At 46.9% G+C, this 26,421-nt stretch carries 28 protein-coding genes; all 28 read right to left on the reverse strand.

Translation table 11 applies throughout. From position 1 onward, the window contains the following. Nucleotides 1-118: 118 nt before the first annotated feature. On the reverse strand, nt 119-1,651 hold the full coding sequence (gene nuoN / locus V5M37_RS27845) for an NADH-quinone oxidoreductase subunit NuoN (RefSeq protein ID WP_423800105.1): 1,533 nt from the start codon (nt 1,649-1,651) through the stop codon (nt 119-121). Nucleotides 1,652-1,657: 6 nt separating this feature from the next. Then, nucleotides 1,658-3,163 (reverse strand): NADH-quinone oxidoreductase subunit M, encoded by a 1,506-nt coding sequence (locus tag V5M37_RS27850; protein WP_378586627.1) that lies wholly within the window; start codon nt 3,161-3,163, stop codon nt 1,658-1,660. Continuing rightward, the gene (gene nuoL / locus V5M37_RS27855; protein ID WP_378586624.1) at nt 3,160-5,028 is read right to left on the reverse strand and encodes an NADH-quinone oxidoreductase subunit L; all 1,869 of its coding nucleotides are present in this window, start codon (nt 5,026-5,028) and stop codon (nt 3,160-3,162) included. The genes V5M37_RS27850 and nuoL overlap by 4 nt, the downstream gene beginning before the upstream one ends. 167 nt (nt 5,029-5,195) lie before the next feature. Beyond that, nucleotides 5,196-5,510, reverse strand: coding sequence for an NADH-quinone oxidoreductase subunit NuoK (nuoK, locus tag V5M37_RS27860; protein WP_213147985.1), 315 nt, complete (start codon nt 5,508-5,510; stop codon nt 5,196-5,198). Further along, nucleotides 5,507-6,034 carry an NADH-quinone oxidoreductase subunit J gene (locus tag V5M37_RS27865; protein WP_423800106.1) on the reverse strand — a complete coding sequence of 176 codons (528 nt, stop codon included), beginning with the start codon at nt 6,032-6,034 and terminating at the stop codon, nt 5,507-5,509. Before V5M37_RS27865 ends, nuoK begins: the two co-directional genes overlap by 4 nt. After that, complete coding sequence (gene nuoI, locus V5M37_RS27870) at nt 6,031-6,450, reverse strand: NADH-quinone oxidoreductase subunit NuoI (RefSeq protein WP_213147983.1); 420 nt, start codon at nt 6,448-6,450, stop codon at nt 6,031-6,033. Before nuoI ends, V5M37_RS27865 begins: the two co-directional genes overlap by 4 nt. A 78-nt stretch (nt 6,451-6,528) precedes the next feature. After that, nucleotides 6,529-7,533 (reverse strand): NADH-quinone oxidoreductase subunit NuoH, encoded by a 1,005-nt coding sequence (gene nuoH, locus V5M37_RS27875; RefSeq protein ID WP_423800107.1) that lies wholly within the window; start codon nt 7,531-7,533, stop codon nt 6,529-6,531. Next, nucleotides 7,533-8,633 carry an NADH-quinone oxidoreductase subunit D gene (locus V5M37_RS27880; RefSeq protein ID WP_213147981.1) on the reverse strand — a complete coding sequence of 367 codons (1,101 nt, stop codon included), beginning with the start codon at nt 8,631-8,633 and terminating at the stop codon, nt 7,533-7,535. Before V5M37_RS27880 ends, nuoH begins: the two co-directional genes overlap by 1 nt. Before the next feature lie 3 nt (nt 8,634-8,636). Beyond that, nucleotides 8,637-10,037 carry an NADH-quinone oxidoreductase subunit C gene (locus tag V5M37_RS27885; RefSeq protein WP_423800108.1) on the reverse strand — a complete coding sequence of 467 codons (1,401 nt, stop codon included), beginning with the start codon at nt 10,035-10,037 and terminating at the stop codon, nt 8,637-8,639. Nucleotides 10,038-10,040: 3 nt separating this feature from the next. Continuing rightward, the gene (locus V5M37_RS27890) at nt 10,041-10,553 is read right to left on the reverse strand and encodes a NuoB/complex I 20 kDa subunit family protein (RefSeq protein ID WP_213117142.1); all 513 of its coding nucleotides are present in this window, start codon (nt 10,551-10,553) and stop codon (nt 10,041-10,043) included. Continuing rightward, nucleotides 10,544-10,918, reverse strand: coding sequence for an NADH-quinone oxidoreductase subunit A (locus V5M37_RS27895; RefSeq protein WP_213117141.1), 375 nt, complete (start codon nt 10,916-10,918; stop codon nt 10,544-10,546). Before V5M37_RS27895 ends, V5M37_RS27890 begins: the two co-directional genes overlap by 10 nt. A gap of 651 nt (nt 10,919-11,569) precedes the next feature. Next, nucleotides 11,570-11,974, reverse strand: a complete 405-nt coding sequence (locus V5M37_RS27900) for a F0F1 ATP synthase subunit epsilon (RefSeq protein ID WP_423800109.1) — start codon at nt 11,972-11,974, stop codon at nt 11,570-11,572. Nucleotides 11,975-11,995: 21 nt separating this feature from the next. Beyond that, on the reverse strand, nt 11,996-13,417 hold the full coding sequence (atpD, locus tag V5M37_RS27905) for a F0F1 ATP synthase subunit beta (protein ID WP_213148114.1): 1,422 nt from the start codon (nt 13,415-13,417) through the stop codon (nt 11,996-11,998). Between the two features lie 65 nt (nt 13,418-13,482). Next, nucleotides 13,483-14,340, reverse strand: a complete 858-nt coding sequence (gene atpG, locus V5M37_RS27910; protein ID WP_423800110.1) for an ATP synthase F1 subunit gamma — start codon at nt 14,338-14,340, stop codon at nt 13,483-13,485. Between the two features lie 90 nt (nt 14,341-14,430). Then, on the reverse strand, nt 14,431-15,942 hold the full coding sequence (gene atpA / locus V5M37_RS27915) for a F0F1 ATP synthase subunit alpha (RefSeq protein WP_378586606.1): 1,512 nt from the start codon (nt 15,940-15,942) through the stop codon (nt 14,431-14,433). Nucleotides 15,943-15,958: 16 nt separating this feature from the next. After that, nucleotides 15,959-16,495: a F0F1 ATP synthase subunit delta gene (locus V5M37_RS27920; RefSeq protein ID WP_213117136.1), complete on the reverse strand. Its 537-nt coding sequence runs from the start codon at nt 16,493-16,495 to the stop codon at nt 15,959-15,961. Beyond that, on the reverse strand, nt 16,492-17,022 hold the full coding sequence (locus tag V5M37_RS27925) for a F0F1 ATP synthase subunit B (protein ID WP_423800111.1): 531 nt from the start codon (nt 17,020-17,022) through the stop codon (nt 16,492-16,494). The genes V5M37_RS27920 and V5M37_RS27925 overlap by 4 nt, the downstream gene beginning before the upstream one ends. 107 nt (nt 17,023-17,129) lie before the next feature. Beyond that, on the reverse strand, nt 17,130-17,342 hold the full coding sequence (atpE, locus tag V5M37_RS27930) for a F0F1 ATP synthase subunit C (RefSeq protein WP_027323467.1): 213 nt from the start codon (nt 17,340-17,342) through the stop codon (nt 17,130-17,132). Nucleotides 17,343-17,398: 56 nt separating this feature from the next. Then, the gene (gene atpB / locus V5M37_RS27935; protein WP_213117134.1) at nt 17,399-18,112 is read right to left on the reverse strand and encodes a F0F1 ATP synthase subunit A; all 714 of its coding nucleotides are present in this window, start codon (nt 18,110-18,112) and stop codon (nt 17,399-17,401) included. A 21-nt stretch (nt 18,113-18,133) separates the two neighbouring features. Further along, nucleotides 18,134-18,508 (reverse strand): ATP synthase subunit I, encoded by a 375-nt coding sequence (locus V5M37_RS27940; RefSeq protein ID WP_213147975.1) that lies wholly within the window; start codon nt 18,506-18,508, stop codon nt 18,134-18,136. A 2-nt stretch (nt 18,509-18,510) separates the two neighbouring features. Beyond that, on the reverse strand, nt 18,511-18,735 hold the full coding sequence (locus tag V5M37_RS27945) for an AtpZ/AtpI family protein (protein WP_378586938.1): 225 nt from the start codon (nt 18,733-18,735) through the stop codon (nt 18,511-18,513). A 359-nt stretch (nt 18,736-19,094) separates the two neighbouring features. Then, nucleotides 19,095-21,425 carry a S8 family serine peptidase gene (locus V5M37_RS27950; protein WP_423800112.1) on the reverse strand — a complete coding sequence of 777 codons (2,331 nt, stop codon included), beginning with the start codon at nt 21,423-21,425 and terminating at the stop codon, nt 19,095-19,097. A 272-nt stretch (nt 21,426-21,697) separates the two neighbouring features. Beyond that, nucleotides 21,698-22,327 carry a uracil phosphoribosyltransferase gene (upp, locus tag V5M37_RS27955; protein ID WP_423800113.1) on the reverse strand — a complete coding sequence of 210 codons (630 nt, stop codon included), beginning with the start codon at nt 22,325-22,327 and terminating at the stop codon, nt 21,698-21,700. A gap of 160 nt (nt 22,328-22,487) precedes the next feature. Continuing rightward, the gene (glyA, locus tag V5M37_RS27960; RefSeq protein ID WP_423800114.1) at nt 22,488-23,729 is read right to left on the reverse strand and encodes a serine hydroxymethyltransferase; all 1,242 of its coding nucleotides are present in this window, start codon (nt 23,727-23,729) and stop codon (nt 22,488-22,490) included. A 175-nt stretch (nt 23,730-23,904) separates the two neighbouring features. Further along, a complete protein-coding gene (locus tag V5M37_RS27965) occupies nt 23,905-24,471 on the reverse strand; it encodes a TIGR01440 family protein (RefSeq protein WP_423800115.1) in 567 nt (188 codons plus the stop codon). Between the two features lie 108 nt (nt 24,472-24,579). Beyond that, a complete protein-coding gene (gene rpiB / locus V5M37_RS27970; protein WP_423800116.1) occupies nt 24,580-25,026 on the reverse strand; it encodes a ribose 5-phosphate isomerase B in 447 nt (148 codons plus the stop codon). Nucleotides 25,027-25,266: 240 nt separating this feature from the next. After that, nucleotides 25,267-25,707, reverse strand: a complete 441-nt coding sequence (locus tag V5M37_RS27975) for a low molecular weight protein arginine phosphatase (RefSeq protein ID WP_423800117.1) — start codon at nt 25,705-25,707, stop codon at nt 25,267-25,269. 80 nt (nt 25,708-25,787) lie between these two features. After that, nucleotides 25,788-26,345, reverse strand: a complete 558-nt coding sequence (locus tag V5M37_RS27980) for a manganese efflux pump MntP family protein (protein ID WP_423800118.1) — start codon at nt 26,343-26,345, stop codon at nt 25,788-25,790. Nucleotides 26,346-26,421 lie beyond the last annotated feature (76 nt).

The following is a 26,421-nucleotide window of genomic DNA, read 5'->3' on the forward strand; positions in this document are numbered from 1 at the left end:
GCCAACTTTTGACTTTTACTCGCCCAAATCCTGATTTTACTCGCCAACCCTTTATTTTTGCCTTATAAAAAAAGAAAGAGGCCAAGGAGCAAAAACCCCCAAGCCTCTTTCTCAAAAATTAACTAAAGAAATCCTGAACAATATCCAGGTTATTATGCATAAAATCGAGCGCGATGTTTGGCATAATACCGAACAACACTGAACCAACCACTGCCACAATCAACACAACCACAATTCCGAACGGCATGTTGAATTTGCTGCCCGCACCCTCACCTTCAGATGCGGCCGGAGCCGGACGGAAGAAGATTTGCGTCATGACGCCGAAATAATAGAAGTACGATACGACCGTGGTCGCAATCATCACCGAAGCCAGCACGTAATGCGGCTGACCGGCAAAGGCGCCCACAAAAATGTTTAATTTACCGATGAAGCCCGCAGTACCCGGGAAACCAGCCAAGGAAATCAACAAAATTCCCATTGTCACAGCCAGCCACGGTGAGCGGCGGTACAAGCCGGCAAAGTCCGCAATCTTCGTGGAACCTGTTTTTTCTGACACCACCTGGATTACTGCAAATGCGCCCATGTTCATGAACAAGTACGCCAGCAAATAGAACCAGATGGAATAGAACATATTCGATGTTAACGTTGTTACGGCTACTAATAAATAACCAGCGTGCGCGATACTCGAATACGCGAACATCCGCTTAATATCAGACTGCCGCAATGCCACAACGTTACCGATAATCATCGTAGCCGCTGCAATCACTGCAAGGTAGTTTTGCATATCCAACAAGATTGGAATCGAACCCGGTCCGTTTGTGGCCGCAGAACCAAATACCGTTAACAAAATCCGAACAACAATCACAAAACCGGCTGTCTTCGAAACAACGCTCAAGAACGATGTAACCGGCGTTGGCGCACCTTGGTACACGTCTGGTGCCCACATGTGGTATGGAGCAGCCGCCAATTTAAACGATAAACCAACCAATATCATCAAGAACGATAAGCCAAGCAAGTACGCCTGCTGCCCGTCCATTAGCATCGACAGCTGGCCCGCAATTTCCAGTAAGTTCGTCGAACCAGTTAATCCGTACACATAGCTCATCCCGAACAACGCAATTGCGGAAGAAATACCGCCGTTGATGACGTATTTCATCGCGGACTCGTTGGAGCTTAACCGGTCCTTCTGAATCCCCGCTAAAATATAAGAAGGAATCGATAACAGCTCAAGGCCGATATAAAGCGTGATTAAATCGCCGCTTGAGGTCATCACCATGGCGCCTAATAACGCTGATAATAATAGGTAATAAAACTCGCCCGTATATCTTTCCAAGCCATCAGTCGCTTTGTAGCTAGTAGCCAATAACAATACCAGCGCCCCGCCGCCCAGAATCAGCAGCTTAAACGCGATCGCAAAGCTGTCGAGGCGGAACGTGTCATGCAGGATTGACTCGACGTGACCGCCGGCCATTCCGAAGACCGAAACCATCGCCGCAAGGATGGCCGCAATGCCAATCCAGCCGAGGATTTTCCGGTCCATATGTTTTGGCATAAACAAATCCATAATCACCAAAATTGCAATCACAGCAAGGATGATGAATTCCGGTGTCATGATGCTCCAGTTTAACGATTGAAATTGCTCAAAACTCATCCTTCATCACCCTCCTAACCCAAGCATGATAGTCTCAAGTGTAGCTTGAAGCGGTGAACTTAGGACACTTGGGTAAACACCAATTAACACGATTAACGCTAGTAAAACTACAACCGGCACGAATTCTACGCCCTTCAAATCGACCACACCGGTGAACTCGCGGTGCGCCTTGCCAAACGTCATGCCAAGTACAGCACGAAGCAGGTACGCTGCGGTCATGATGATGCCGATTGTTCCGACAGCAGCAACCCATGGAAGTTCCTTAAACAAGCCAAGGAAGGCCATGAATTCGCTGACGAACCCAGACATGCCTGGCAAGCCAAGTGACGCCATTGCACCAGCCAATAAGAAGCCAGCTGCAAGTGGCATGCCTTTCGCCACACCGCCAAGGTTTTCGATGAGCGACGTATCGGTCCGCTCGTATAAAACTCCCACTAAGAAGAACAATAAAGCTGAAATCAAACCATGCGATACCACTTGGAAAATCGCACCTTGGACGCCGGCCTCATTCATCGCCGCCAGTCCAATAAGCACAATGCCCATGTGGGAAATCGACGAATATGCTAAGACCATTTTAAAGTCAGATTGAATAAACGCCAGGAACGCTCCGTAAAGCAGGTTAATCACGCCAAGAATCGCAATCAAAGTCGCAAGCGTTTCGAATTGCTTTGGAAAAATTCCCATCCCAAAGCGGATTAAACCGTATGCACCGATTTTTAGTAGAATCCCAGAGTGAATCATAACTACGGATGGCGGTGCCTGCACGTGAACTTTCAACATCCAGCTGTGCAACGGGAAAATCGGCAATTTCACGCCGAACGCAATTAATAAGGAAATCAATAAACCTAGTTTTAAGTCATCTGACAGCGGCGCACTTGGATCGGCCATGATTTTTGTCAACAGGTCGATGTTGGTCGTGCCTGTTTTGGCAAAAAGAATCATGATCACGATTAATAAAACCGCTGAGCCTAATCCGTTATAGATTAAGAAGCTATAAGCTGCTTTTTCTTTTTCAAAATAACCCCATTTTCCAATCAGGAAGAAAGTTGGGATAAGCGTAATCTCGAAAAAGATGAAGAACAGGATTAAGTTTTCCGCTGTGAACACGCCGAGCATGCCGACTTCTAAAAGAAGGAACAGCATGAAGTAGCCTTTCCATTCTTTTTTCACAAACCTTGCAGCAATGGCAGCAAGTGTTGCGACAACGGCAGTTAACACGACGAGCAGCAGTTGAAAGCCGCTTAAGCCAAGCTCATAATACACTGAAAAAATTGGCGCATCGCCGCTCATACCGCGGAATTGAATCCATTCATGTCCAAATGTGAAATCCGATAATTTTTTTCCGGCAAGATAATGAGCGTACGCAGCAAGCGCTAAGGCTAATGCCGGCAGTGTTGCCAGGAAGCCGACGAATTTGATCGCTTTTTCCTGCGATTTAGGCATAAAAGCTAACACGACAATACCTAGTAAAGGGGAGAATACTAGTGTTGTCAGAACCCAAGATAAATTCATTTCAAGTACCCCCCTGTTAATGCAAAGATGACCGCTAATACTGCGAGTCCGATAAAGGCCACTGCTCCGTAGGTTTGCACCTGTCCGTTCTGCATTTTCGAACCTGTTCTGCCAAGCCCTTGCACGAACCCGGCCACGCCTTTGACGATGCCTTCAACAAGGAACACGTCAATGAAGCGCAGGAAGTAGCTGAAGCCTTTAACAAAATTAACGACGATTAATTGATAGAATTCGTCCACATAATATTTGTTCAGTAAAATGGTATGCAGTGTGCCGCCTGCGCCGCTGAGCCAGTCGCGGGCTACACTCCGCTTGCTGTACATTAACCATGCCAAGAAGATTCCCAGCAAGGAAACGACGGTGGCAGCAATCATGATCCAGGCTGGACCTTCGATATGGCTGTGTCCGAGTGCTTCGTTGCCGTCAACAAGCCAGTCGCCAAGGAACGAACCGAACCATGGTGTGTTCACGTAACCGCCGATGATAGCCAAAACGCCAAGGACAAGCATTGGCAGAGTCATTACGGATGGTGACTCGTGAACATGTTTTTGTTCGCCGCGTGCTTCGCCAGTGAACACCAGGAAGAACAAGCGGAACATATAGAATGCGGTAAAGAACGCCGCGATTAACGCTAATAGGAATAGCACCGGATGGCCGCCTTCCCATGCTGCGACTAGAATTTCATCTTTACTGAAGAAACCGGATAGTCCCGGCACCCCGCTGATTGCGAGTGTTCCGATTAAGAATAACGGACCGGTAAATTTTAACTTTTTCCAAAGGCCGCCCATTTCCTCGATGTTCTGAGTGTGAACCGCATGGATTACGGAACCGGCTGCCAAGAATAGCAATGCTTTGAAAAATGCGTGTGTCATCAGGTGGAACACACCGGCCACATAACCGGCAGAACCAAGCGCCAGCATCATGTAGCCAAGCTGTGAAACAGTTGAATACGCGAGAACACGTTTAATATCCGTTTGCACAAGGCCGATGCTTGCGGCAAAAATGGCCGTAAACGCACCGATAGTGGCTACAGTCAGCAGCGCTGTTTGGCTCGCTTCGAAAAGCGGGAAAAGCGCAGCAACCAAGTACACACCGGCGGCAACCATTGTGGCGGCGTGGATTAACGCCGAAACTGGTGTCGGACCTTCCATCGCGTCCGGAAGCCAGGTGTGAAGCGGGAACTGACCAGATTTACCAACCGCTCCGATAAAGATTAAGATGGCTGTCAAGGTAATCATCGTCTGTGATACAGCGCCGCCTTCCACTGCCTGGAAAATTTCGCTGTATTCAAAGCTTTTTGTTTGCCAGAAAAGAAGAATCATCCCGATAAACAGACCAACGTCCCCGATCCGGGTCATGATGAAGGCTTTCTTAGCGGCTGCCTTCGCTTCTTCTTTGTAAAAATAAAAACCGATTAATAGGAACGAACCGACACCGACAAGTTCCCAGAAGATATAAGTTTGGAGCAGGTTCGGCGAAATGACGAGACCGAGCATCGCAAACGTAAATAATCCTAAGTATGCATAGAACACTGGAAAGCGCTCATCCCCATGCATGTACCCTTTGGAGTAGGTATGTACAAGAAAGCTGACAAGCGATACGATAAACAGCATTAATGCATTTAATTGATTCACTTCAAAGCCCGCTGTTAGATGCAGATCTCCTATCGTGAGCCAGTCAAACTTGTTGATATAGGTTGGCTCTGAAAAGCGCTCGAATAACACGAGAATTGAGAAAACAAGCGATGCCAGCGTAAGCAGAATCCCCACATACGCACTCGCCTCCCTCAGCCGCTTACCGATGAGAAGAAGGATCAAAAACGATAATAGCGGGAAAAGCGGTATAAGCCATGCATTTTCCATCATTATCATCCTTTGTCTGGGTGGTTGAATGCCCCACCCGGAATTAGTCGAAATTGGCGTCGTGTCTACCGTGGGCGGACAAATGTCCACACGCGGAGCCTGACACCCTTAGTGTGCTGTGCACTATTGTTACAGTGGCAATGCCGCCTGACGGGCCCATCTGCCACCTTTTAGTGTTTCATTTGGTCCATTTCGTCAATATTGACCGTTTTCCTGTTACGGTAAAGCGACATTAGGATAGCCAGACCTACGGCTGCTTCGGCAGCAGCGACGGCCATGGCGAACAACGCGAAAACCTGTCCGGTGATGGACGGGCTCAAGCCGTATTTGCTGAAGGTGACGAGGTTGATGTTCACAGCATTCAGCATCAATTCAATGGAAATCAACACGATCACGGTATTTCTTTTTGTAAGCGCACCGTACAAGCCGATGCAAAATAAAATGAGTGCTAGCGCCAGGAACGCTGAAGCGGGGACTGAACTCATTTGCTATCCCCCTCCTTATCCTCTCGTTTAGCTAAAATAATCGCGCCGATCAGAGATGCTAATAGTAAAACAGATACAAATTCAAATGGAATAATATATTTGCTGTATAATGCTTTACCAACTTCCAGCGTGTTGTTTTCATTTAGTGTAGAAGGAACCTGCTCGATTGGGAAATTGTAAATGCCGACGTAAACGGCAAAGGCAAAGCCCACAACACCTAGGAATAACAAGATTTTTCTCCACTTGCTGCCATGAGAGGCACTATCACCCTCATCATCGTACGGCTTCGTTAACATAATCCCGAACAGCATGATGATCGTAATCGCACCGGAATAGATCAGTATCTGCACCGCTGCCACGAATTCGGCATTGAGCAGAATGTAGATTCCGGCAATGGCCACGAATGTGAAGATTAAGGCCACGACCATGTGTACGACTTTGTTCAGGTTCAGTAAAAGCACGCCGCCGATAATCGCCACAAGCGCAAGGGCCATAAATGCGAAAAACTCGCCTGTTAATGTCATGCTTTATTCACCTGCCGTACGTTTTCGTCGTTCTCATCCAAATATTCAAGGTTCTTAAATAACATGTCCCGGCTATATTCTGCCAGCTCAAAGTTATTCGTCATAACGATCGCCTCTGTCGGGCAGACCTCTGTACAAAGGTCGCACAGGATACAGATTTCAAAGTTAATATCATATGTGTCGATGATTTTCCCTTTTTTCGTTGGGTCCGGATGCTTCTTACCCGTTAACTGAATGCAATCCGTCGGGCAAATATTTGCACACTGGTTACAGACGATACATTTTTCAGGATAAAACTTCTGAATCCCGCGGAACCGGTCCGGAAGCGGCAGCGGCTCATTCGGATAATCATAAGTAACCTTCTCACGAGACAACTGCTTCAGGGTATACTTCAAGCCTTTAGCTAATCCAAGCACGTTTTTCACCCCTTTTAAAAATTTTCACTTCTATTAATTGTGGTGCCTATAAGCGGTGCCTGACACCCATTTATTTTTTTAAAAAAATAACGATTTGATGATTGCCGTCAGCATAATGTTTGCTAATGCCACTGGCATTAAGATTTTCCAAGCGAATTCCATGAGTTTATCGGCGCGCATCCGTGGGAATGTGCTTCGGAACCACAGATAGAGGAACAAGATCACGCAGAACTTCAACGCGAACCAAACGGCTCCCGGGATAAAGTCAAGGAATCCGAATGGGGCCATCCAGCCGCCAAAGAATAATACGGTAATTAAGGCCGTCATTGCGAACAAATACACATATTCTGCCAGCATAAAGAATGCCCAGCGGAAACCGGTATACTCGGTATGATAACCGGCAACAAGCTCGGACTCTGATTCCGGAAGGTCAAACGGTGTCCGGGACAGCTCCGCAGTCGATGCGATTAAAAACACGATAAACCCGATTGGCTGCAGTAAAATGAACCAGCCATGCTTTTGGGCATGAACGATATCATTTAAGTTCAAGCTGCCCGATAATAAAATAACGCCAAGAACGGACATAACAAGGGGAATTTCATACGAAATCATCTGTGCTGTTGCCCGCGCTCCCCCAAGCAGGGAGTATTTGTTGTTGGAAGCCCAGCCCCCAAGCAGAATTCCGAAAACCGTCAATCCGGATACGGCCACATAGTAGAGCAGCCCGACGCCAAGGTCAGCGAACTGAAAACGGTCTGTAAACGGAATCGTTGCCAGCACCATGAACGATGGTGCGAAAGCGATGACCGGCGCCAAAATAAACATTGGGCGGTCAGCCAGTTTCGGGATGATATCTTCTTTTAATAACAGCTTTAAAACGTCGGCAACGGTTTGCAATAGTCCAAAGCGTCCGCCGAGCTGGTTCGGACCGTGACGGAGCTGAATGTAACCCATAACCTTCCGTTCCGCCAGGATAGAGTACGTAACAAACCCTAATACAACTAGTAGTAAGACAGCTCCAAAGATAAAGAAGAAGAAAAAGTTAAACCAACCAGGACTTGATTGCAGCAGATCCTGTATCATTAGCCATCCACCTCTCCAAGGACAATGTCAATTGCCCCTAAAATGGCAATCATGTTTGCAATGTTTTCTCCCTTTAATAGCTTGGGAAGAATTTGCAAGTTATAGAAAGATGGTCTTCTAAATTTTAAGCGGTACGGTTCTTTCTTCCCGTCGCTGTAAATATAGCAGCCAATTTCCCCGCGCGGCGATTCAATTCTGACAAAAGCTTCCCCTTTTGGCGCCTTGATGATTTTCGGCACCTTCGCGAGGATTTCGCCTTCCTCAGGGAACTGCTCAGCAGCCTGCTCTAAAATTTTCAACGATTCTTCGATTTCCGCCAGGCGGCACTGGTAACGCGCCCAGGCATCTCCACTTTCCTGAACCGGAACATCAAAGTCGAAGCGGTTGTAGATGGAATACGGCTCGTCTTTGCGCAGATCCCATTTCACGCCGGTACAGCGCAGGTTAACACCGCTCAAGCTGTATTGCAGCGCGTCTTCCTTCGAATACTTGCCAATTCCTTTTACTCGGTTTAAGAAAATCTCATTCCCGGTTACTAGGTCGTGGTAGCCGGCAAGCTGTTCGCGCATATACGGAACAAATTCTTTTACTTTTTGAATCCAGCCCTCCGGCGCATCCCACTTGACGCCGCCGACACGCATGTAGTTAAACGTCAATCGTCCGCCTGAAAGCTCGTTCAGCATGTTAATAATCATTTCCCGCTCTCGGAATGCATAGATGAACGGGGATGTTGCCCCAAGGTCAAGCAGGTATGTACCCCACCAAACCAGGTGACTCGCTACCCGGCCCAATTCCATCGCAATCACGCGCAGGAAATCCGCCCGTTCCGGAATCTCGATTCCCATCATCGTTTCTACTGCGTGACAGAGCACGTAGTTGTTGGTCATCGCAGACAGGTAGTCCATCCGGTCTGTGTACGGAATAATTTGTGTATATTGCAGGTTCTCAGCCAATTTCTCAGTCCCGCGGTGCAGGTAACCGATGACAGGCTGTGCTTCGGTAATGATTTCCCCGTCCAGTTTAACGACAAGCCGGAATACGCCGTGCGTACTTGGATGCTGAGGACCTACGTTAAGCATCATTTCTTCTGTTTTGATCACTGGTTACACCTCCACATCATACGGCTCATAGTCTTTTCTCAGTGGATAGCCAACCCATTCTTCGCCAAGCATAATCCGGTGCAGGTTTGGATGCCCGGTAAACTTGATGCCAAGTAAGTCGTATGCTTCACACTCAGGCCAGTCAGCGCCCGCCCATACTGGCTGCAACGATTCGATGATCGGCTCATTCCGGTCAATCTTCACCTTGAAGGCGACGGATTGACGGTTTTTGTATGAGTATAAGTGAACATAAATTTCCATATGTGTTTCAAAGTCAGTTCCGTGTAGCTCTGATAAATAGTCGAAGCCTAACAGCTCATTATATTTTAAAAATTGTGCAAGCTTAAAGTAGGCTTCCCGCTTCACCACAAGGGTAGGAACATCCTTAGATAGTTTATTAATATAAAAATCTTCTAAAACATCTGAACCCATGTTTTCTTCGATTACCTTCACGTACTTGTCTAGGTACGGCTGGTTCGGTGATGGTTTTGCTTCAGCTGCTGGTTCTGCAGCTCCTGCCCCGCCTTTTGCTGCGGCTGCTTTGGCCTTTGCTGCGGCTACTGCGGCTGCCTTCGCTTTCGCGGCGGCGATAGCTTTTGCTTTTTCATCATCGCCTGCTGGTGCGTCTTCCGCACCGCCTTCACGTTTTGCTTTGGCTGCGGCCGCTGCTTTGGCCTTCGCTGCTGCGGCGGCCTTGGCTTTGGCGGCTGCGGCTGCTTTCGCTTTGGCGTCGTCTCCGCCTGCTTCTGCGGCAGGTTCTGCGCCTTCGTCCGCGCCACCCGCTAGCTCCATTGCTTTCCGTTTCGCTGCTGCGGCCGCTTTTGCTTTCGCTACAGCTGCGGCTTTTTTCTTCGCCAGGTCATCGGCGTCCCCGCCTGCTCCTGCGTCTGCGGCTGCCGGTGCTTCTGGTGCTGCAGCAGGTTCTGCTGCCTGGTCTGCACCACCCGCTAGCTCCATCGCTTTCCGTTTTGCTGCTGCGGCTGCTTTTGCTTTCGCTACAGCTGCGGCTTTTTTCTTCGCTAGGTCATCGGCGTCTCCGCCTGCTCCTGCGTCTGCGGCTACCGGTGCTTCTGGTGCTTCTACAGGTGCTGCTGCCTCTGCTGCTGGCTCTACATCCGCGATGCCTTCACGTTTCTTTTTCGCTAACGCTGCTGCTTTCGCTTTCGCAGCGGCTGCAGCTTTTTTCTTCGCTAAATCGTCAGCGTCGCCTGCTCCTGATGCAGCAGGTGCCTTTTCCGGTTCAACAGGCTTCGGCTCAGCTTCTTGCTTTGGAGCAGCTGACTCAGCCGGCTTCTGACCTGGAGCTTCCCCGGCTGCACGGGCTGCTCGTTTCGCTGCCGCTTCGGCCTTTGCCTTTGCCACGGCCTCTCGCTTTAATTGTTCGAGATCTTTTTCCCCGCTCATTTATCAGGTCACCTTCTTCCCAGTCTTCGCTTCATAACGAATTTTTTCCTTCAATTTATTGATTCCATAAATTAAGGCAGCTGGGTTTGGCGGGCAGCCTGGGATATACACGTCAACCGGCACAATCTGGTCAACACCCTTAACGACGGAATACGATTTTATGTACGGTCCTCCTGCCGTTGCACAGGAACCCATCGCGATTACCCATTTTGGCTCCGGCATCTGGTCATACAAACGGCGTAAAATCGGCGCCATCTTTTTCGTAACTGTCCCAGAAACGATCATACAGTCAGACTGACGCGGCGACGGACGGAAAAACGATCCAAACCGGTCCAAGTCGTAGTGAGCCGCACCCACACCCATCATTTCTATCGCACAACAAGCCAGACCAAATGTCACCGGGTACAGCGAACTGCTTCGCGCCCAGGCCTTCACTTGCTCCAGCGAAGTCATAAACACATTCTGTTTTAACTCCTGCATCTCCAAATCGGTAACGCCATCTAGTTTTAGATCCATCGTAGCACCTTCTTTTTCCAAGCATACACTAGGCCTAATAATAGTAAGAATACGAAAATTAACATTTCGATCAATGCGAAAACGCCTAGCTTATCATAGGCAACCGCCCATGGATATAAAAACACCGTTTCCACATCAAAAATAACAAACATTAGGGCAAAAATATAATAGCGGACATTGAACTGTACACGGGAATCGTGAAATGGCTCAACACCGCTCTCATATGTGGTCAACTTTGCTTCGCTAGGTTTGTGCGGACGCAAAAGCTTACCTAAATATAATGCCACCACCGGCAGCAACACCCCGAGACATAGGAACACGAAAACTATCAGATAATTATTCTGATATACATTCAAAAGTTCCATGCCTATCCCCTCCAATGTTGTGAATTTTCATTAATATGATTGTAACCGAATTCATTATAGCATTGTTACAAACCCATGTCGACAAGCCAATCCTTTAATTTGGAAATCTATTCACAAACTCAATTTCCAAAATAAGGCTGTTGAAAAATTGCCACTCAAAAAGGTATTTTGTTACAAAATTTTTTCGGGTCTTTAGTCCCCCGATTGCCCCACAATGCCTCCTAATTCGACAACTACCCCTATTTAAAACCAAAATCCTGCCCGTGTCAGTGAGGTTTGTCATTTTTAGCCCAAACCTTTTTGAAAAATTACTGTTTGATTGGTTTTTCACATAAAAATTAGTCAAGGCTTCGCAGTTTGTACTCCCCGCTCCCTACATTCATATTCCAAAAATCAAAATTCATTCATTTTAAAGAATTTCGGAACTCGATTTGGCCGCTTCAAAAGGTTTACTCGTCTATATTGGGATTTTACTCGCCGAGTATTCAAATTTACTCGCCTAAAATTAAATTTACTCGCCAAATATCCCATATTACTCGCCAAAATCGAACATTTACTCGCCAACCCCATAAAACCAACCAAAACCCCACAACAAAAATAAAAAACCCCTCCAACCGGGATCAAAGCCCGGCCAAAGGGGTTGGATTAACATTATTTAGCTGCTACATTCAAACGGTTAACCGCGCGGCGCAATGCCGATTCAGCACGTTTGAAGTCGACATGCTCCTGCTGCGCCTGCTGGAGACGCTGTTCAGCACGCTCTTTTGCACGCTGTGCACGTTCCACATCGATATCCGATGCTTTTTCAGCAGCTTGGGCAAGAACGGTTACCTGTTCAGGACGGACCTCTAAAAAGCCGCCGCTGACCGCGATTTGCTCTTGTTTACCGCCAGCCAATTTCAAACGGACAGCACCGATTTCTAGTGGTGCCACCAATGGAATGTGGCCTGGCAAAATGCCTAGCTCGCCGCTTTTTGCTTTTGTACTCACCATTTCCACATCTGATTCATAAACCGGACCATCGGGAGTTACAACACTGACTTTAATCGTCTTCATATTTTACCCCTCCCTGAAAGGTTAGACCTCTACGCCCATGCGTTTTGCGGCCTCAACCACTTCTTCAATGCGGCCGACAAGACGGAATGCATCTTCTGGAAGATGGTCATATTTACCTTCAAGGATTTCTTTGAATCCTTTAACTGTTTCTTTAACAGGTACATATGAACCTGGCTGACCAGTGAACTGTTCAGCAACGTGGAAGTTTTGTGATAAGAAGAACTGGATACGACGCGCACGGGCAACGACTAGCTTATCATCATCAGAAAGTTCGTCCATACCAAGGATCGCGATGATATCCTGTAATTCACGATATTTTTGTAATGTTTGCTGTACTTGACGAGCAACATTGTAATGCTCTTCTCCAACAATATCAGGTGATAATGCACGAGAAGTAGAAGCAAGAGGGTCCACCGCAGGGTAGATACCCATTTCAGAAAGCTTACGCTCAAGGTTTGTTGTTGCATCTAAGTGAGCGAAAGTTGTCGCCGGAGCCGGGTCAGTATAGTCATCGGCTGGTACGTAAATCGCTTGGATTGATGTAACAGAACCTTTATTAGTAGAAGTAATACGTTCTTGCAATTTACCCATTTCAGTAGCAAGTGTCGGCTGGTAACCAACGGCAGATGGCATACGGCCAAGTAGCGCGGAAACCTCAGAACCTGCTTGTGTGAAACGGAAGATGTTATCGATGAACAATAACACGTCTTGTCCTTGCTCATCACGGAAATATTCAGCCATTGTCAAACCAGTCAAGGCAACACGCATACGTGCTCCTGGCGGCTCGTTCATTTGTCCGAATACCATCGCTGTTTGCTTGATAACGCCGGAATCTGTCATTTCGTGGTAAAGGTCGTTACCCTCACGAGTACGCTCACCTACACCTGCGAATACAGAAATACCGCTGTGCTCTTGCGCGATGTTATTGATTAATTCCTGGATTAATACGGTTTTACCTACACCGGCACCACCGAATAGTCCGATCTTACCACCCTTAATATATGGAGCAAGAAGGTCAACTACCTTAATACCAGTTTCAAGAATTTCAACCTCAGTTGAAAGATTTTCATATGTTGGTGCTTCGCGGTGAATGGAATCACGGCGTGCACTTGCTGGAATTTCCTCTTTTAAGTCGATTGCCTCACCTAGTACGTTAAATACGCGGCCAAGTGTTGGCTCCCCAACTGGTACGGAAATTGGCTTACCAGTATCTTCTACTTCTAAACCGCGGGTTACACCATCAGTAGATGCCATCGCGATTGTACGAACAGTATCATCACCTAAATGAAGGGCTACTTCAAGGGTTAGGTTAATATCTACTTCAGATGCGTTTTGCGCTTTTCTCACGACTTTAAGCGCATTATAGATCTCAGGAAGATGACCATTTTCGAACTTAACGTCAACAACCGGACCCATAACCTGAAGAACATGTCCTTTGCTCATCATTTTTCCCTCCTAACTTACTCTTTGCAAAAACTATCAAATTGGCGCTTAACACCAAATACATACTATTCTAACGCTGCGGCACCGCCGACGATTTCCGTGATTTCCTGCGTGATCGCCGCTTGGCGGGCACGGTTGTAGCTTAATGTCAGGCCGCGGATCAGTTCGCCCGCATTGTCGGTTGCGTTACGCATTGCGGTCATCCGGGCAGCGTGTTCACTTGCTTTACTGTCTAACAGTGCACCATAAATCAAGCTTTCCGCGTATTGTGGAAGAAGGACTTCTAAAATCTCTTCGGCACTTGGTTCGAACTCATAGGAAGTGAGCTTATGAGAAGTAGAAATATCCGTTAACGGAAGCAGCTTCTTCTCAGTTACTTCCTGCGAAATCGCACTGATATAGTGGCTGTAATAAACAAATAATTCATCGAATGTTCCATCAGAGAACATGCCGACAGTTGTGCTTGCAATGTCTTTAATATCTTGGAAGCTTGGCTGATCGTTAACCCCGACGATATCAAGGACAACGTTGTAACCCCGCTTCACAAAAAAGTCACGCCCCACTCGGCCAATCGCAATAATCGCAAATTCGTCATTGGATGTATGACGGCTTTTGATTGTTTGATGGACGCGGCGGATTACGTTACTGTTAAACGCACCAGCAAGACCACGGTCGGATGTTATCACGATGTAGCCTGTCTTTTTCACAGGACGATGGGTCAGCATCGGATGACTCACGCCGCCTGCACCAAGGGCAATCGATGCAGTCACTTCCTGGATTTTTTCCATATAAGGCACGAATGATTTCGCGTTCATAACACCGCGATTCCACTTCGCAGCGGAAGTCATTTCCATTGCCTTTGTAATTTGACTTGTCTTTTTCGTCGAATTAATCCGCGTTTTTATATCGCGTAATGAAGCCATTAGGTTCTCACCACCCTCATTCAAAGAATGTCAGGCGATGGCTACAGACACCGGGTCCAAAACCATCGCCGCCGTTCAAATTGCTAGACCTTATTGTTCAGAAGAAGCAAACGTCTTTTTGAAGGCGTTGATTGCTTCAGCCATATCATCGTCTTTAGGAAGATCCTTCGTAGTCGTGATGTGGTCTAACAGATCTTTACGGTTGTGGTCTAACCAGCTATGGAATTCTCCTTCAAAACGGCGAATATCCTGTACTGGAATATCATCAAGGAAACCGCGAGTTAATGCATAAAGAATCATAACTTGCTTTTCAACAGATAGCGGCTTGTTAAGATCCTGCTTTAGAACCTCAACTGTACGCGCACCACGGTTAAGCTTTGCTTGAGTTGCCTTATCAAGGTCAGAACCGAACTGAGCAAATGCTTCTAATTCACGATAGGATGCAAGGTCAAGACGCAATGTACCGGCAACCTTCTTCATTGCCTTGATTTGCGCAGAACCCCCTACACGGGAAACGGAAAGACCTGCGTTGATCGCTGGACGTACGCCAGAGAAGAAAAGGTCGGATTGTAAGAAAATCTGTCCATCAGTGATGGAGATAACGTTTGTTGGAATATAAGCAGAAACGTCACCTGCTTGTGTTTCAATAAATGGCAATGCTGTGATGGAACCAGCGCCAAGCTCATCATTTAATTTTGCAGCGCGCTCTAGTAAGCGTGAGTGTAAGTAGAATACATCCCCTGGATATGCTTCACGGCCTGGAGGACGGCGAAGTAACAAGGAAAGCTCACGATATGCAGATGCCTGCTTTGTTAAATCATCATATACGATTAATACGTGCTTACCGTTGAACATAAATTCTTCACCCATTGCAACCCCTGCATATGGTGCTAAGAATAGCATTGGAGCAGGCTGTGATGCAGATGCAGAAACAACGATAGTGTATTCTAATGCGCCATTTTTACGAAGTGATTCAACGGCGTTACGTACTGTTGATTCTTTTTGTCCAATCGCAACATAGATACAGATCATGTTTTGACCTTTTTGGTTGATGATCGTATCGATTGCAACGGATGTTTTACCTGTTTGACGGTCACCGATGATTAACTCACGCTGTCCGCGTCCGATTGGCACTAGTGCGTCAATCGCTTTAATACCAGTTTGCAGTGGCTCATGAACGGATTTACGAGCCATAACGCCTGTTGCTACTTGCTCAACTGGGCGGGTTTTCTTTGCATTGATTGGACCCATGCCATCGATTGGTTGTCCTAATGAGTTAACTACACGTCCAATTAGTTCCTCACCAACCGGAACCTCCATGATGCGTCCTGTACGGCGAACCTCGTCACCTTCTTTGATGTCAGTGAAAGGTCCTAAGATAATGATACCGACGTTATTCTCTTCAAGGTTTTGCGACATACCCATAACGCCGTTTGAGAATTCAACAAGTTCTCCGGCCATGACATTGTCAAGACCATGGACACGTGCGATACCGTCACCAACGGAGATAACAGTACCAACATCGGTCACTTGAATTTCTGCCTGATAGTTTTCAATTTGCTTCTTTATCAGGGCACTGATTTCTTCAGCTTTGATGCTCATGAGTTTCACCCCTTATCTACGATAACAATTTACGTTCTAAACGGCTTAGCTTGCCGCGTAATGATCCATCATATATACGGTTTCCGATGCGAAGCATAACGCCTCCGAGCAAATCGGAATCCACGATATTTTCAATTCGTAATGATTTCTTCCCAATCTTAGCTGCAAATGTGGCAGAAATAGCTTCACGCTCCGCGTCTGAAAGCGGGCGGATGCTGGTCACTTCCGCTTCGGCAATGCCGAGTTCATCATTTGTCAACTCCGTGAATTGATTCACAACTTCCACGATTTCACCTTCACGATGACGTTCGATTAGGATCAATACTGTGTTTAAGACATATTGATTAACAGATGTAAAAGCGTTTTTCACAATCTCTTTTTTCTTTTCAATAGGAAGCTTCGAAGATTTGAGAACAGCTTTTAAATCAGGATTGTATTGTAAAACTTCCTTGACTACACGAAGTTCTTCTTCTACTGTACTTAGAATCTGCTGTTCCTTTGCAATTTGAAAAAGAGCCGACGCGTAGCGTTTTGCTACTAGTTGGTTGCTCATCGCCCTTCTCCTGCCTCTTTGATATATTCGTTAATAAGCGCATCTTGGTCCGCTTGAGATAATTCTCTTTCAATTACTTTAGAAGCAATTAACACAGACAATGAAGCCACTTGTTCGCGAATAGCGGCAACAGCTTTTTCTTTCTGTTGTTCGATTTCAAGTTTGGCAGAATCCTTTTGGCGTTCCGCTTCTTGTCGGGCCGCTGCGATGATTTCCTCACGCTGGATATCGCCTTGCTTTTTCGCACTTTCAATTAAGCTCTGTGCTTCTGCACGGGCTTCTTTTAAAAGATTTCTTTGTTCTTCTAAAAGCTTCTTCGCTTCTCCGCGGCTTTCTTCAGCTGCGTTGATTTCACTTGCAATATGCTCTTCGCGCTGTTTCATGATGCCCATTAATGGACCCCACGCAAACTTTTTCAGCAATGCCAAGAGGACAATAAACACGATCAGTTGGAAGAAGATATCTCCATAATTAACGTGGCCGGCGCTATGCTCGGCTGCACCTAATACTAAACTGCTTGTTAACACCCTGGGTTCACTCCTTTCAAGAGTTGCTCACTATGCAAAAACAGACATAATAGAATGGCGAAGGTTGTCTCTTAAAAGTCCGCTTCGCCATTTGGAGTTTTTTAATTTTATCGGTTTAAGACCATGAACGCGATAACAACGCCGATGATCGGTAATGCTTCTACTAACGCAACCCCGATGAACATTGTAGTTTGTAGTAAACCACGTGCTTCTGGCTGACGAGCGATACCTTCAACTGTACGTCCTACGATAAGACCGTTACCAATACCTGCGCCTACTGCTGCTAGACCAATTGCAATTGCTGCTGCTATAAGATTCATTATTTTGTTCCTCCTTAAAATGTATAAATATGTTTTATTTTTTATAAAAAATTATATTAATGGTCATGACTCACTTTGTGTGCCATATAAACCATCGTTAACATAGTAAAGATGTACGCTTGGATGGATCCGACGAAGATCGAGAAGCCTTGCCATACAAGTGTAAGCGGAATGGCGGCGATTGTGCCGGCGATTCCTTGGTGTGCTAATCCCGCTGCCAAGAGCGATAGAAGCAATTCACCAGCGTAAATGTTACCGTAAAGACGCAGACCAAGCGTCAATGTGTTCGCAAATTCCTCGATAATCTTTAACGGGAATAAGAATTTCATTGGAGTGAAGAAGCCTTCTCCATATCCTTTTGCGCCCTTTAGCTTGACGCCGTAATAATGGGTAAGACCCAAAATCATGACCGCTAGGGTTAACGTAATAATCGGGTCAGCTGTCGGTGATTTCCACCAAAGCTTATCGTCAACGACGATTGCGAAAGGAAGACCCAGCATATTTGATACAAAAATATACATGATTAATGTAATCCCCAGGATGTGGAATCGCCCGCCTTCTTTCCAATCCATTGTGCTGTTGATGATGCCTTTTACAAAGTCCATCACCCATTCCATAAAGTTTTGCATCCCCGTAGGTTTCATTGCCAGCTTGCGGGTTGCTAATACGGCAATAAGAAATACAATTGCACTTGCAATTGTGATCATAAGAACGTTTGCCCCGTTAAACCAGAGACCAAACAATTCAAACTCAGGAGCCCCATGATGCATATAAACTCACCTCGCTTCCCTTCACTTTTGAGCATGCAGAGCATGATAAAAATAATCTATCATAATGACAATATAGGCTGTCATTAGTCCCAAAACAACACTAACTATTTGAAAATAATCAGGGTACTCTAACGCAATCATTACCGCAATTGCCGAGATCGCCATTCTTTGCAGCGAGCCCAATGATTTGACCTTTTTCCCTGCCGAAACGGCTTTGTCGAATTTCTCTGTCTTTCTCACTAACATCCAAAGCATAATGAAGCTAAAGCATGTCCCAAGGATCAACCCAAGGAAAGTCGTTTTGTATGTAGTGAAGCCCCAGCCAAGAACATAGATGGACAACAAGTAAAACATCCATTTTCTCTGCCTGTTGTACATTTCTCTGAAATCTGGCATGGTTATTTATCTCCTGAATAGAAATGGCGGATTGAGACAAGCATAGAATAAACCCCTGCCGCAAGACCCAGGAGCAGTCCGATTATTAAGAATATTGGTTCTGTACCCCACTTTCCGTCCAGCCACCTTCCGGCAAAAATGCCAATCAGGATGGAGCCGACCAACTGGGAAACAATAGCAGACATTAAAGCCATGGCTTGAAAAGGATTGCGGTTCTTTTGCATAATAAAATCATCCTCACTGCGTAGAGAATGAAAAACAAAAGGTGATTATGATAAATCATGCGCGGGCTTTTGTCAAATTAAATTTTGATGAAAACCCTACCATGCACACCCTTTGTTAGCATACAATAGGCACCATGCATTGTCAATGAATTTACGTGAATTATTCCACAAACAATTTCCCAATTTTTTTGCGATTTGGAAGTGAAAGTCAACACTCTTATTGTATTGTAATTTTTGAAGTTTTTTTGGCTATTTTGTGTCCATTTTGTGAACATTTCTTTCTGACTTTTTAAAAAATTTCCCGAAGGTTAGGCGGATTTGCGGGCGGCATACTCACTTCGTTTGCCGCCCTAATTTGTGTCTTAATTTTTATAAATAGAAATCATCGTTTCAATAAAATCCTCTTTGCCTGCCTTTCTGGCGAAGACTTTGGCTCGGTAAGTCCCTTCGTATGGAAGGTCTTCAGCTTTGAAGGCTTTACGGATCAGTCCCTTCTTTACATCGGTGCTTGTGTCAAGAAAGCCGACAAAGCGGTAACTGTCAGGGTTGAATAAGGCGATTCCAAATTCCTCCGCTCCCCCCGGTACGTAGACCTCATACTGGTAAGTGCCTGGCTCATCCCCTTCTGCAAAATCAAAGCCCATAATCCGAGGGTATCCCGGCTCCTCAAGAACATACAAAAATGGGATATGAATGGACTGGCTCCCAGCATGCAAGGTTAGAAAACCATCGTGAATTTTCCCTTTAAAAATCTGCGGGTCGACGGCGAGCTCCACGGTAATTTCTTTTGTTTCTTTCGGCTCAAGTGTGAACGCGAGCGGGAAACGCCACTCCAAGCCGTCGATGTGCTGCGGGATGTCAAACGTGTATCGTTTTGGACTGTCGCTGATATTTTCAATTTTTAATTGGGCTTTATGAACATTTTTCAGGCTGCTAAACTTTCCGAACCGAATACTCCCCGGCATGACCAGCGATTCCGTCTGGATCGCATCATCGACCTGGATGCGGCCGGCCCCCTGCTCGTATGTGCGGTAGTAGGGTCCGGGGGTAAGTTGGGTTTTACCTTTGTTGATGCCGCCGATGGGATCAATTTTGATTGGTTTCCGGGTTGTTTCTGCTGGGCTTGTGGCGCTTGGCTGTCCTGGTTCCTTTGCCAGCGGTTTGGCCGTATTCATTAGCGCCGCCTTAATCTGCTCAGGCGTCCACTCCGGGTGGGCCTGCTTGATCAACGCGCAGGCGCCGGCTACATGCGGTGCGGCCATGCTCGTCCCCTGCAGGCTCAAGTAACCTCCGGGAATCGTCGAATTGATGGCCACCCCCGGGGCGACGAGATCCGGTTTGATATCCCATGTATCCGTGACCGGCCCCCTGGAACTGAAGTCGGCAAGCCGGTCAATTTCCTCATTTACTTTGAGCCTTGCCGTCAAGCTGGTATTTTTTAATTTTTTTCGTAAAAATTCACCCTCGCTTTTGGTGATCGACCCAATCGGAATAGCAGCGGGCGCATCGAGATTGCCGATAAAAGTGCCCTTTAGATTGTTGGCGACCACAACGGCCTTAGCCCCCGCTTCAAGGGCATTTTTTGCTTTTTCCGAAAAAGTCAATTCGCCGCGCTTCATTAGAACGATTTTCCCCTGAACGTTCTTCAGTTCGCTGGGTTGGCCGATGCCGCCGTCGACGATTGGGAGTGTCCGGTCAAGCGCCCAATTCCCCGACCCCTCCATTGGCTGGACCCGGAGCGGATTTTGCATTCCTTCTATTAATAGTTGGGGAATTTCCATGGTAGGCGTTGAAGCGCCGACCGAAATTGCTTTCGCTGATGTTCCCGGAGAACCGACCGTCCATACATTTGGTCCGGAATTGCCCGATGCAGCGACCGCCACGATTCCATTCTCGACAGCACGGTCCAGTGCCTGGCTGATTGGCAGGTCTGGACCGTTAATGCTGTTTCCAAGCGATAGGTTCATAATGTCGACCTTGTCTCTGATGGCCTGGTCAATCGCTGCCAGCACCTGCTCCGTTGTTCCCCCGCCGCCTGGACCAAGCGCGCGGTACGCAACAATTTTTGCTTCCGGGGCCACGCCTTTGATTTTTCCATTGGCGGCAATGATGCCGGCGACATGGGTACCGTGGATGGTCGCCCGGCCTTGCGTGAGTGTTTCCATCGGGTCTTGGTCGTTATCGACAAGGTCATGGCCGCCCGCATAATTCCGAGCGAGGTCCGGATGGGTGTAGTCCACCCCGGTATCGATGACCCCGACCGTCACGCCGCGGCCGGTCAGCCGCTCATTCTTTTTTGAAAAAAAACCGCGCGCCTCCTCGCCGCCAATGATCTTCACGCTTTCCTCGGTCTCGACCCGATACTCTGTTACCGGGGAGACATGCTGGATTTGGGTTTGCTGTCGGTTTCGGGTCTGGGCCTCTAGACGGGCGATTGCACTTGGCGGCCCTTGAATCGAGAAACCGTTAATGGCCTTATGGTAGACCCGGCGCAACTTGATGTCTTTATAGGGTGCGAGCAGCTGCTTGATTTCCTGTTTTGTTTTCGGATGGTCAAGCATGACGATGGAGACAGTATCCTTTGTTGATTTTTGGATTGGGGGATGGATTAGGATTTTCTGTATGGCCGGGATTCCGGTGGTCCCAATATTTACAGTTCCGAACGCGAGAAGCAGCGCGAGTACCAATTTCATGTGAAAATCCCCTTTTTTCCATATCGTGTTCTTTGGAAGGGGAAAGTATGCAGGTTTATATGAGGGGTTGGCGAGTAAATTTGTTATCTTGGCGAGTAAAAGTAAAAAGTTGGCGAGTAAATCTGAAATTCAGGCGAGTAAACTGGACAAAGTGACGAGTAAAACGAAAAAGGTAACTCACAAATACCCAAAAGGGCAACAAACCAACAATTTCCCAGAAAAAAAAGTCGGGCAGCACCCGACTTTTTTAAAAAATTACCTTATTTATAGAATTATTTCGTCCCAAACAACCGGTCTCCAGCATCGCCAAGACCTGGTACGATATAGCCGTGGTCGTTTAACTTTTCGTCAAGGGCAGCGATGTAAATGTCGACGTCAGGATGCGCCTCTTTCAGAGCTTCAACGCCTTCTGGTGCGGCAATCAAACACATAAATTTGATATTTTTAGCTCCACGCTTTTTCAAGCCGTGAATCGCTTCAATAGCTGATCCGCCCGTTGCCAGCATCGGGTCAACTACGATGAAGTCGCGCTCTTCGACATCGCTTGGAAGCTTGACGTAATATTCAACCGGCTTTAGGGTTTCCGGATCGCGGTACAGACCGATATGGCCTACTTTCGCAGCCGGGATTAATTTTAAGATTCCGTCCACCATGCCAATTCCAGCGCGCAAAATTGGCACTAGGCCGATTTTTTTACCAGAAAGAACCTTCGATTTGGCCGGGCACACTGGTGTTTCAATGTTTGTCTCTTCTAGCGGCATGTCTCTTGTGATTTCAAACGCCATCAAGGTTGCCACCTCGTCAACTAGCTCGCGGAATTCCTTTGTTCCTGTATGTTTATCACGTATGTAAGTAAGCTTGTGCTGAATGAGTGGATGGTCAAAAACATATACTTTTGCCACAGCGATCGCCCCTTTTTTAAAGATTTAATTTTTGCAGTCGTCTCATTTTACAGAAAAAAAAGCCCGCGAGCAACTCGCAGACTGATGTTAGATTTTTCTGAAACAAAAGGACGGTTCTTTCTGCCTCACAAAAGTGAGGCATGAGAACCGTCCCCATGCATCAATATTCAGGGTAAAGGGTAAATTTGCTTGTTAACGCGTCAACACGAGTGCTCGCTTCTTCAAGCTTTGCTTCGTCTTCGTGATTTTTCAAGGTGAAGGCGATGATGGAAGCAATTTCGTCCATATCTTCCAACCCGAAGCCGCGGCTTGTTACAGCAGCTGTACCAATGCGGACACCGCTTGTTACGAACGGGCTGTTTTGGTCGAACGGAATCGTGTTTTTGTTAACAGTAATGCCGACTTCATCGAGCACTTTTTCAGCCACTTTTCCGGTTAAACCAAGGCTTGTCACATCGACAAGCATTAAGTGGTTGTCCGTACCGCCGGAAACAAGCTTCAAGCCTTCTTTTTGCAGGCTTTCCGCTAAACGCTGAGCGTTCGCCACGATTTGTTGAGCATATTCCTTAAAGCTGTCCTGAAGTGCTTCGCCAAAAGCAACAGCTTTTGCAGCGATAACGTGCATAAGCGGACCGCCTTGGATTCCAGGGAAGATCGACTTATCGATTTTCTTGCCCCATTCCTCAGAGGTTAAAATCATCCCGCCGCGTGGACCGCGAAGGGTTTTATGAGTAGTCGTTGTGACGAAATCAGCGTATGGCACTGGGTTTTGGTGCAGACCTGCCGCAACAAGACCAGCGATGTGCGCCATGTCGACCATTAGGTACGCGCCCACTTCATCAGCGATTTCACGGAACTTCGCAAAATCGATTTCACGAGGATAAGCACTAGCACCGGCAACAATCATTTTTGGCTTATGCTCAAGGGCTTTTGCACGAACATCAGCATAATCGATGCGGTGCGTTTCTTTGTCGACACCATAATCAACGAAGTTATATTGAACACCACTGAAGTTAACTGGGCTTCCGTGTGTTAAGTGGCCGCCATGGGATAAGTTCATGCCAAGCACGGTGTCACCTTGCTGAAGGACGGTGAAGTAAACAGCCATGTTTGCCTGTGCACCAGAGTGCGGCTGAACGTTGACATATTCTGCTCCAAAAATTTGCTTGGCGCGATCACGAGCCAAATCCTCAACAACATCGACATACTCGCAGCCGCCATAGTAACGGCGTCCAGGGTAGCCTTCTGCGTATTTATTCGTTAAAACGGAGCCTTGGGCTTCCATTACGGCTTCACTGACAAAGTTTTCGGAGGCAATCAGTTCAATTTTAGAACGTTGACGGCCCAATTCTTGCTGGATTGCTTGAAAAACCTGTTCATCGGCTTTAGGTAAATGGTTCATGATTCATTCCCCCTCATATGTAAATAAAAGACGTTAGAAAATTCCCTCTTTATTGTAACATGTTTTTTTATTATGTAAACACGTAAGATTTCATTTTTGTTATTTTTAACGTTCGTGTTTCATATAGCAAATAAGTTACACTACAACTAAATCGTTCGTGTTTAGTCAAATATTTTTAACTGCAGCTTGAATTAGCATCGGTCCGTTCGTAAACCGCGCGGGCCCCGCCGATCAGTTTTGGTCTTGTTTTAGCCAGCGTCACATGAGCATGTCCCAAGAACTTCTGTTTAACACGGACAGGGACGGCAACATGTTTCAGGTGCATGCCAATCAGGGTGCTGCCAATGTCAATGCCTGCCTCCGCCTTTACAAACTCGACCACAACGGCGTCGTTCATTTTTTCAAAAGCAAATGTTGCCATCGCTCCGCCTGCCTTCCGGACCGGGACGACCGACACCTCTTCGAAGCCTCGCGCGAAGGCAACCGACCGTTCCACCACGAGTGCCCGGTTCAAGTGCTCGCAGCATTGAAAGGCTAGGTGAACTCCGGTTTCTGTTTGGAACTTTTGCATTTGGCGAAAAATCATTTCGGCTACTTCAATCGTTCCGGCTGTTCCAATGCGCTCGCCAATTACCTCGCTGGTGCTGCAGCCGATCACGAGAAGCTGCCCCGGACTCAAGGATGCCTGCTTCTTAAATTCCGTTAAAATTGCTTCAAGTTCGTTCTCCCATTGCTGAATCATACCCATTGACCTCCCATCATTCATGTTCCAAGGGTCCTGGCCCCGCCACTTTTTACTCTCTTGGGGGACCTGTCCCCAGCCACTCCGCTGCTTAATCCGATGTGGTATCTATTGTTGTTTCTCCTCATAATCCGTGATTTTACCGACGCGGTTGGCGTGACGTCCACCTTCGAATTCGCCAGTGAGCCATATTTGGGCAATATCACGGGCCAGTCCAGGACCGATGACGCGTTCGCCCATCGCTAGGATGTTGCTGTCATTGTGGGCCCGTGTTGCTTTTGCACTAAAGGTATCGTGCACAAGTGCACAGCGGACACCTTTCACCTTGTTAGCGGCAATGCTCATGCCAATGCCTGTTCCGCAAATTAAAATCCCGCGGTCAAACTCGCCGCTCGCTACCTTTTCCGCTACAGGCAGGGCATAATCCGGATAATCAACAGACGACTCACATTCGCAGCCAAAATCCACATACTCAATCTTTAATTCCTCAAGCAAGCTTGCAATTTCCTTACGAATATTCATGCCGCCATGGTCAGACGCTAAAGCCACTCTCATCTCAAAAATCCCCCTATTCATAACATCAATCTGTACTTAATTTTGACATACAGCCTTAAAAATATAAAGCAAGAACACCGCAACGAAATTAAATAGTAAAAAACCATACGAAAAACAATAGAATTCTCACAATGGAAAAAAATGTGTCCATTCCACATGGACAAAATGACAATTTGTCCACGCTTGGTCCCTTTACCTAACATAGAAAAAGGCCAAGAGTAAAACACTCCTGACCTTTTTCTATGGCTTTATTTTTTCAATCGCTTTGTCAATCAGCTTATCGAGTTCTTGGTAGGTTTCTTCATAGATAGAGAGACTGCCGCCGTACGGATCGGTGACGTCGTGGTCGAAATCTTCGCCGGTAAATTCCTTTAATGTAAACACTTTTTCAATCGCCTTTGGGTATTGCTGCTGGATGGCGAACTTATGCGAGGTTGTCATGGTTAAAATCAAATCCGCCCAGTCAATTTCATCACTGGACAGCAAGGTGGAGCGGTGATTTTGCGTAATCTTGTTGTTCGCGAGCACCTCTTTTGCGTTCGCCGAGGCATCGTTTCCGCTTGCGGCATAAATTCCGGCGGACTTGACCTCGATTCCGTCCAGCTGTTTATTTTTTAAAATGGCCTCCGCCATCGGACTCCTGCAGGTATTTCCTGTACAAACAAATAATATCCGCTGCATATGTACGCCCCCTTCCCCACCTATTATAGAACAATTTTCCACATTCAAACCGTTGCAAATGTCCCTTTTACAAAAATTTCTTATAAAAACACAGCCATCAGCTTAATACCGAACGCCAGTAAAATCGCTCCCCCAAGCGCCTCGCTGTAGGCACCGAGCCAGCTCCGGACTTTTTTGCCCAAAAGCAGGCCTGCCCATGTCAGCACGGTGGCCATAACACCGAAACAGATCAGGACCAAAACAGTTTTTGCCCCATAAATCCCCAGCGTCAAACCGACGGAAAAGCTGTCCAGACTTACGCTCAACGCAAAAAACAACAGGCCAAAGCCGACCGGCGTAATTACCTTTTCATCATCGTCCTTCAGGCTCGACCAAATCATCTGCATCCCTAAAAGGATTAATAGCAGGCCGCCGATAAAGGAGGCCAGCGCTCCAAATTGTTCTGATAAAAATCTTCCTGCCGTCATGCCAGCTAGCGGCATCAACACATGAAAGATTCCAATGACAATTCCTATTTCAAATATTTTTCGAAGCCGCAATTTGTACATCCCCATGCCAAGGCCGACTGAGAAAGCATCCATTCCTAGAGCCGCTGCCATCAACATGAGTGTGATAATTTCCCCAACCATTTCAGACATTCTGACTTCTCCCCCTTGGACTAACTATTTCAGCATATGCACGTCCAAATCGGTTTAGAAGCCAAGCTGGGAAATT

The sequence above is a fragment of the Neobacillus sp. SAB-20_R2A genome (assembly GCF_049568635.1).
GTDB classification, from domain to species: Bacteria; Bacillota; Bacilli; order Bacillales; family Cytobacillaceae; genus Neobacillus; species Neobacillus citreus.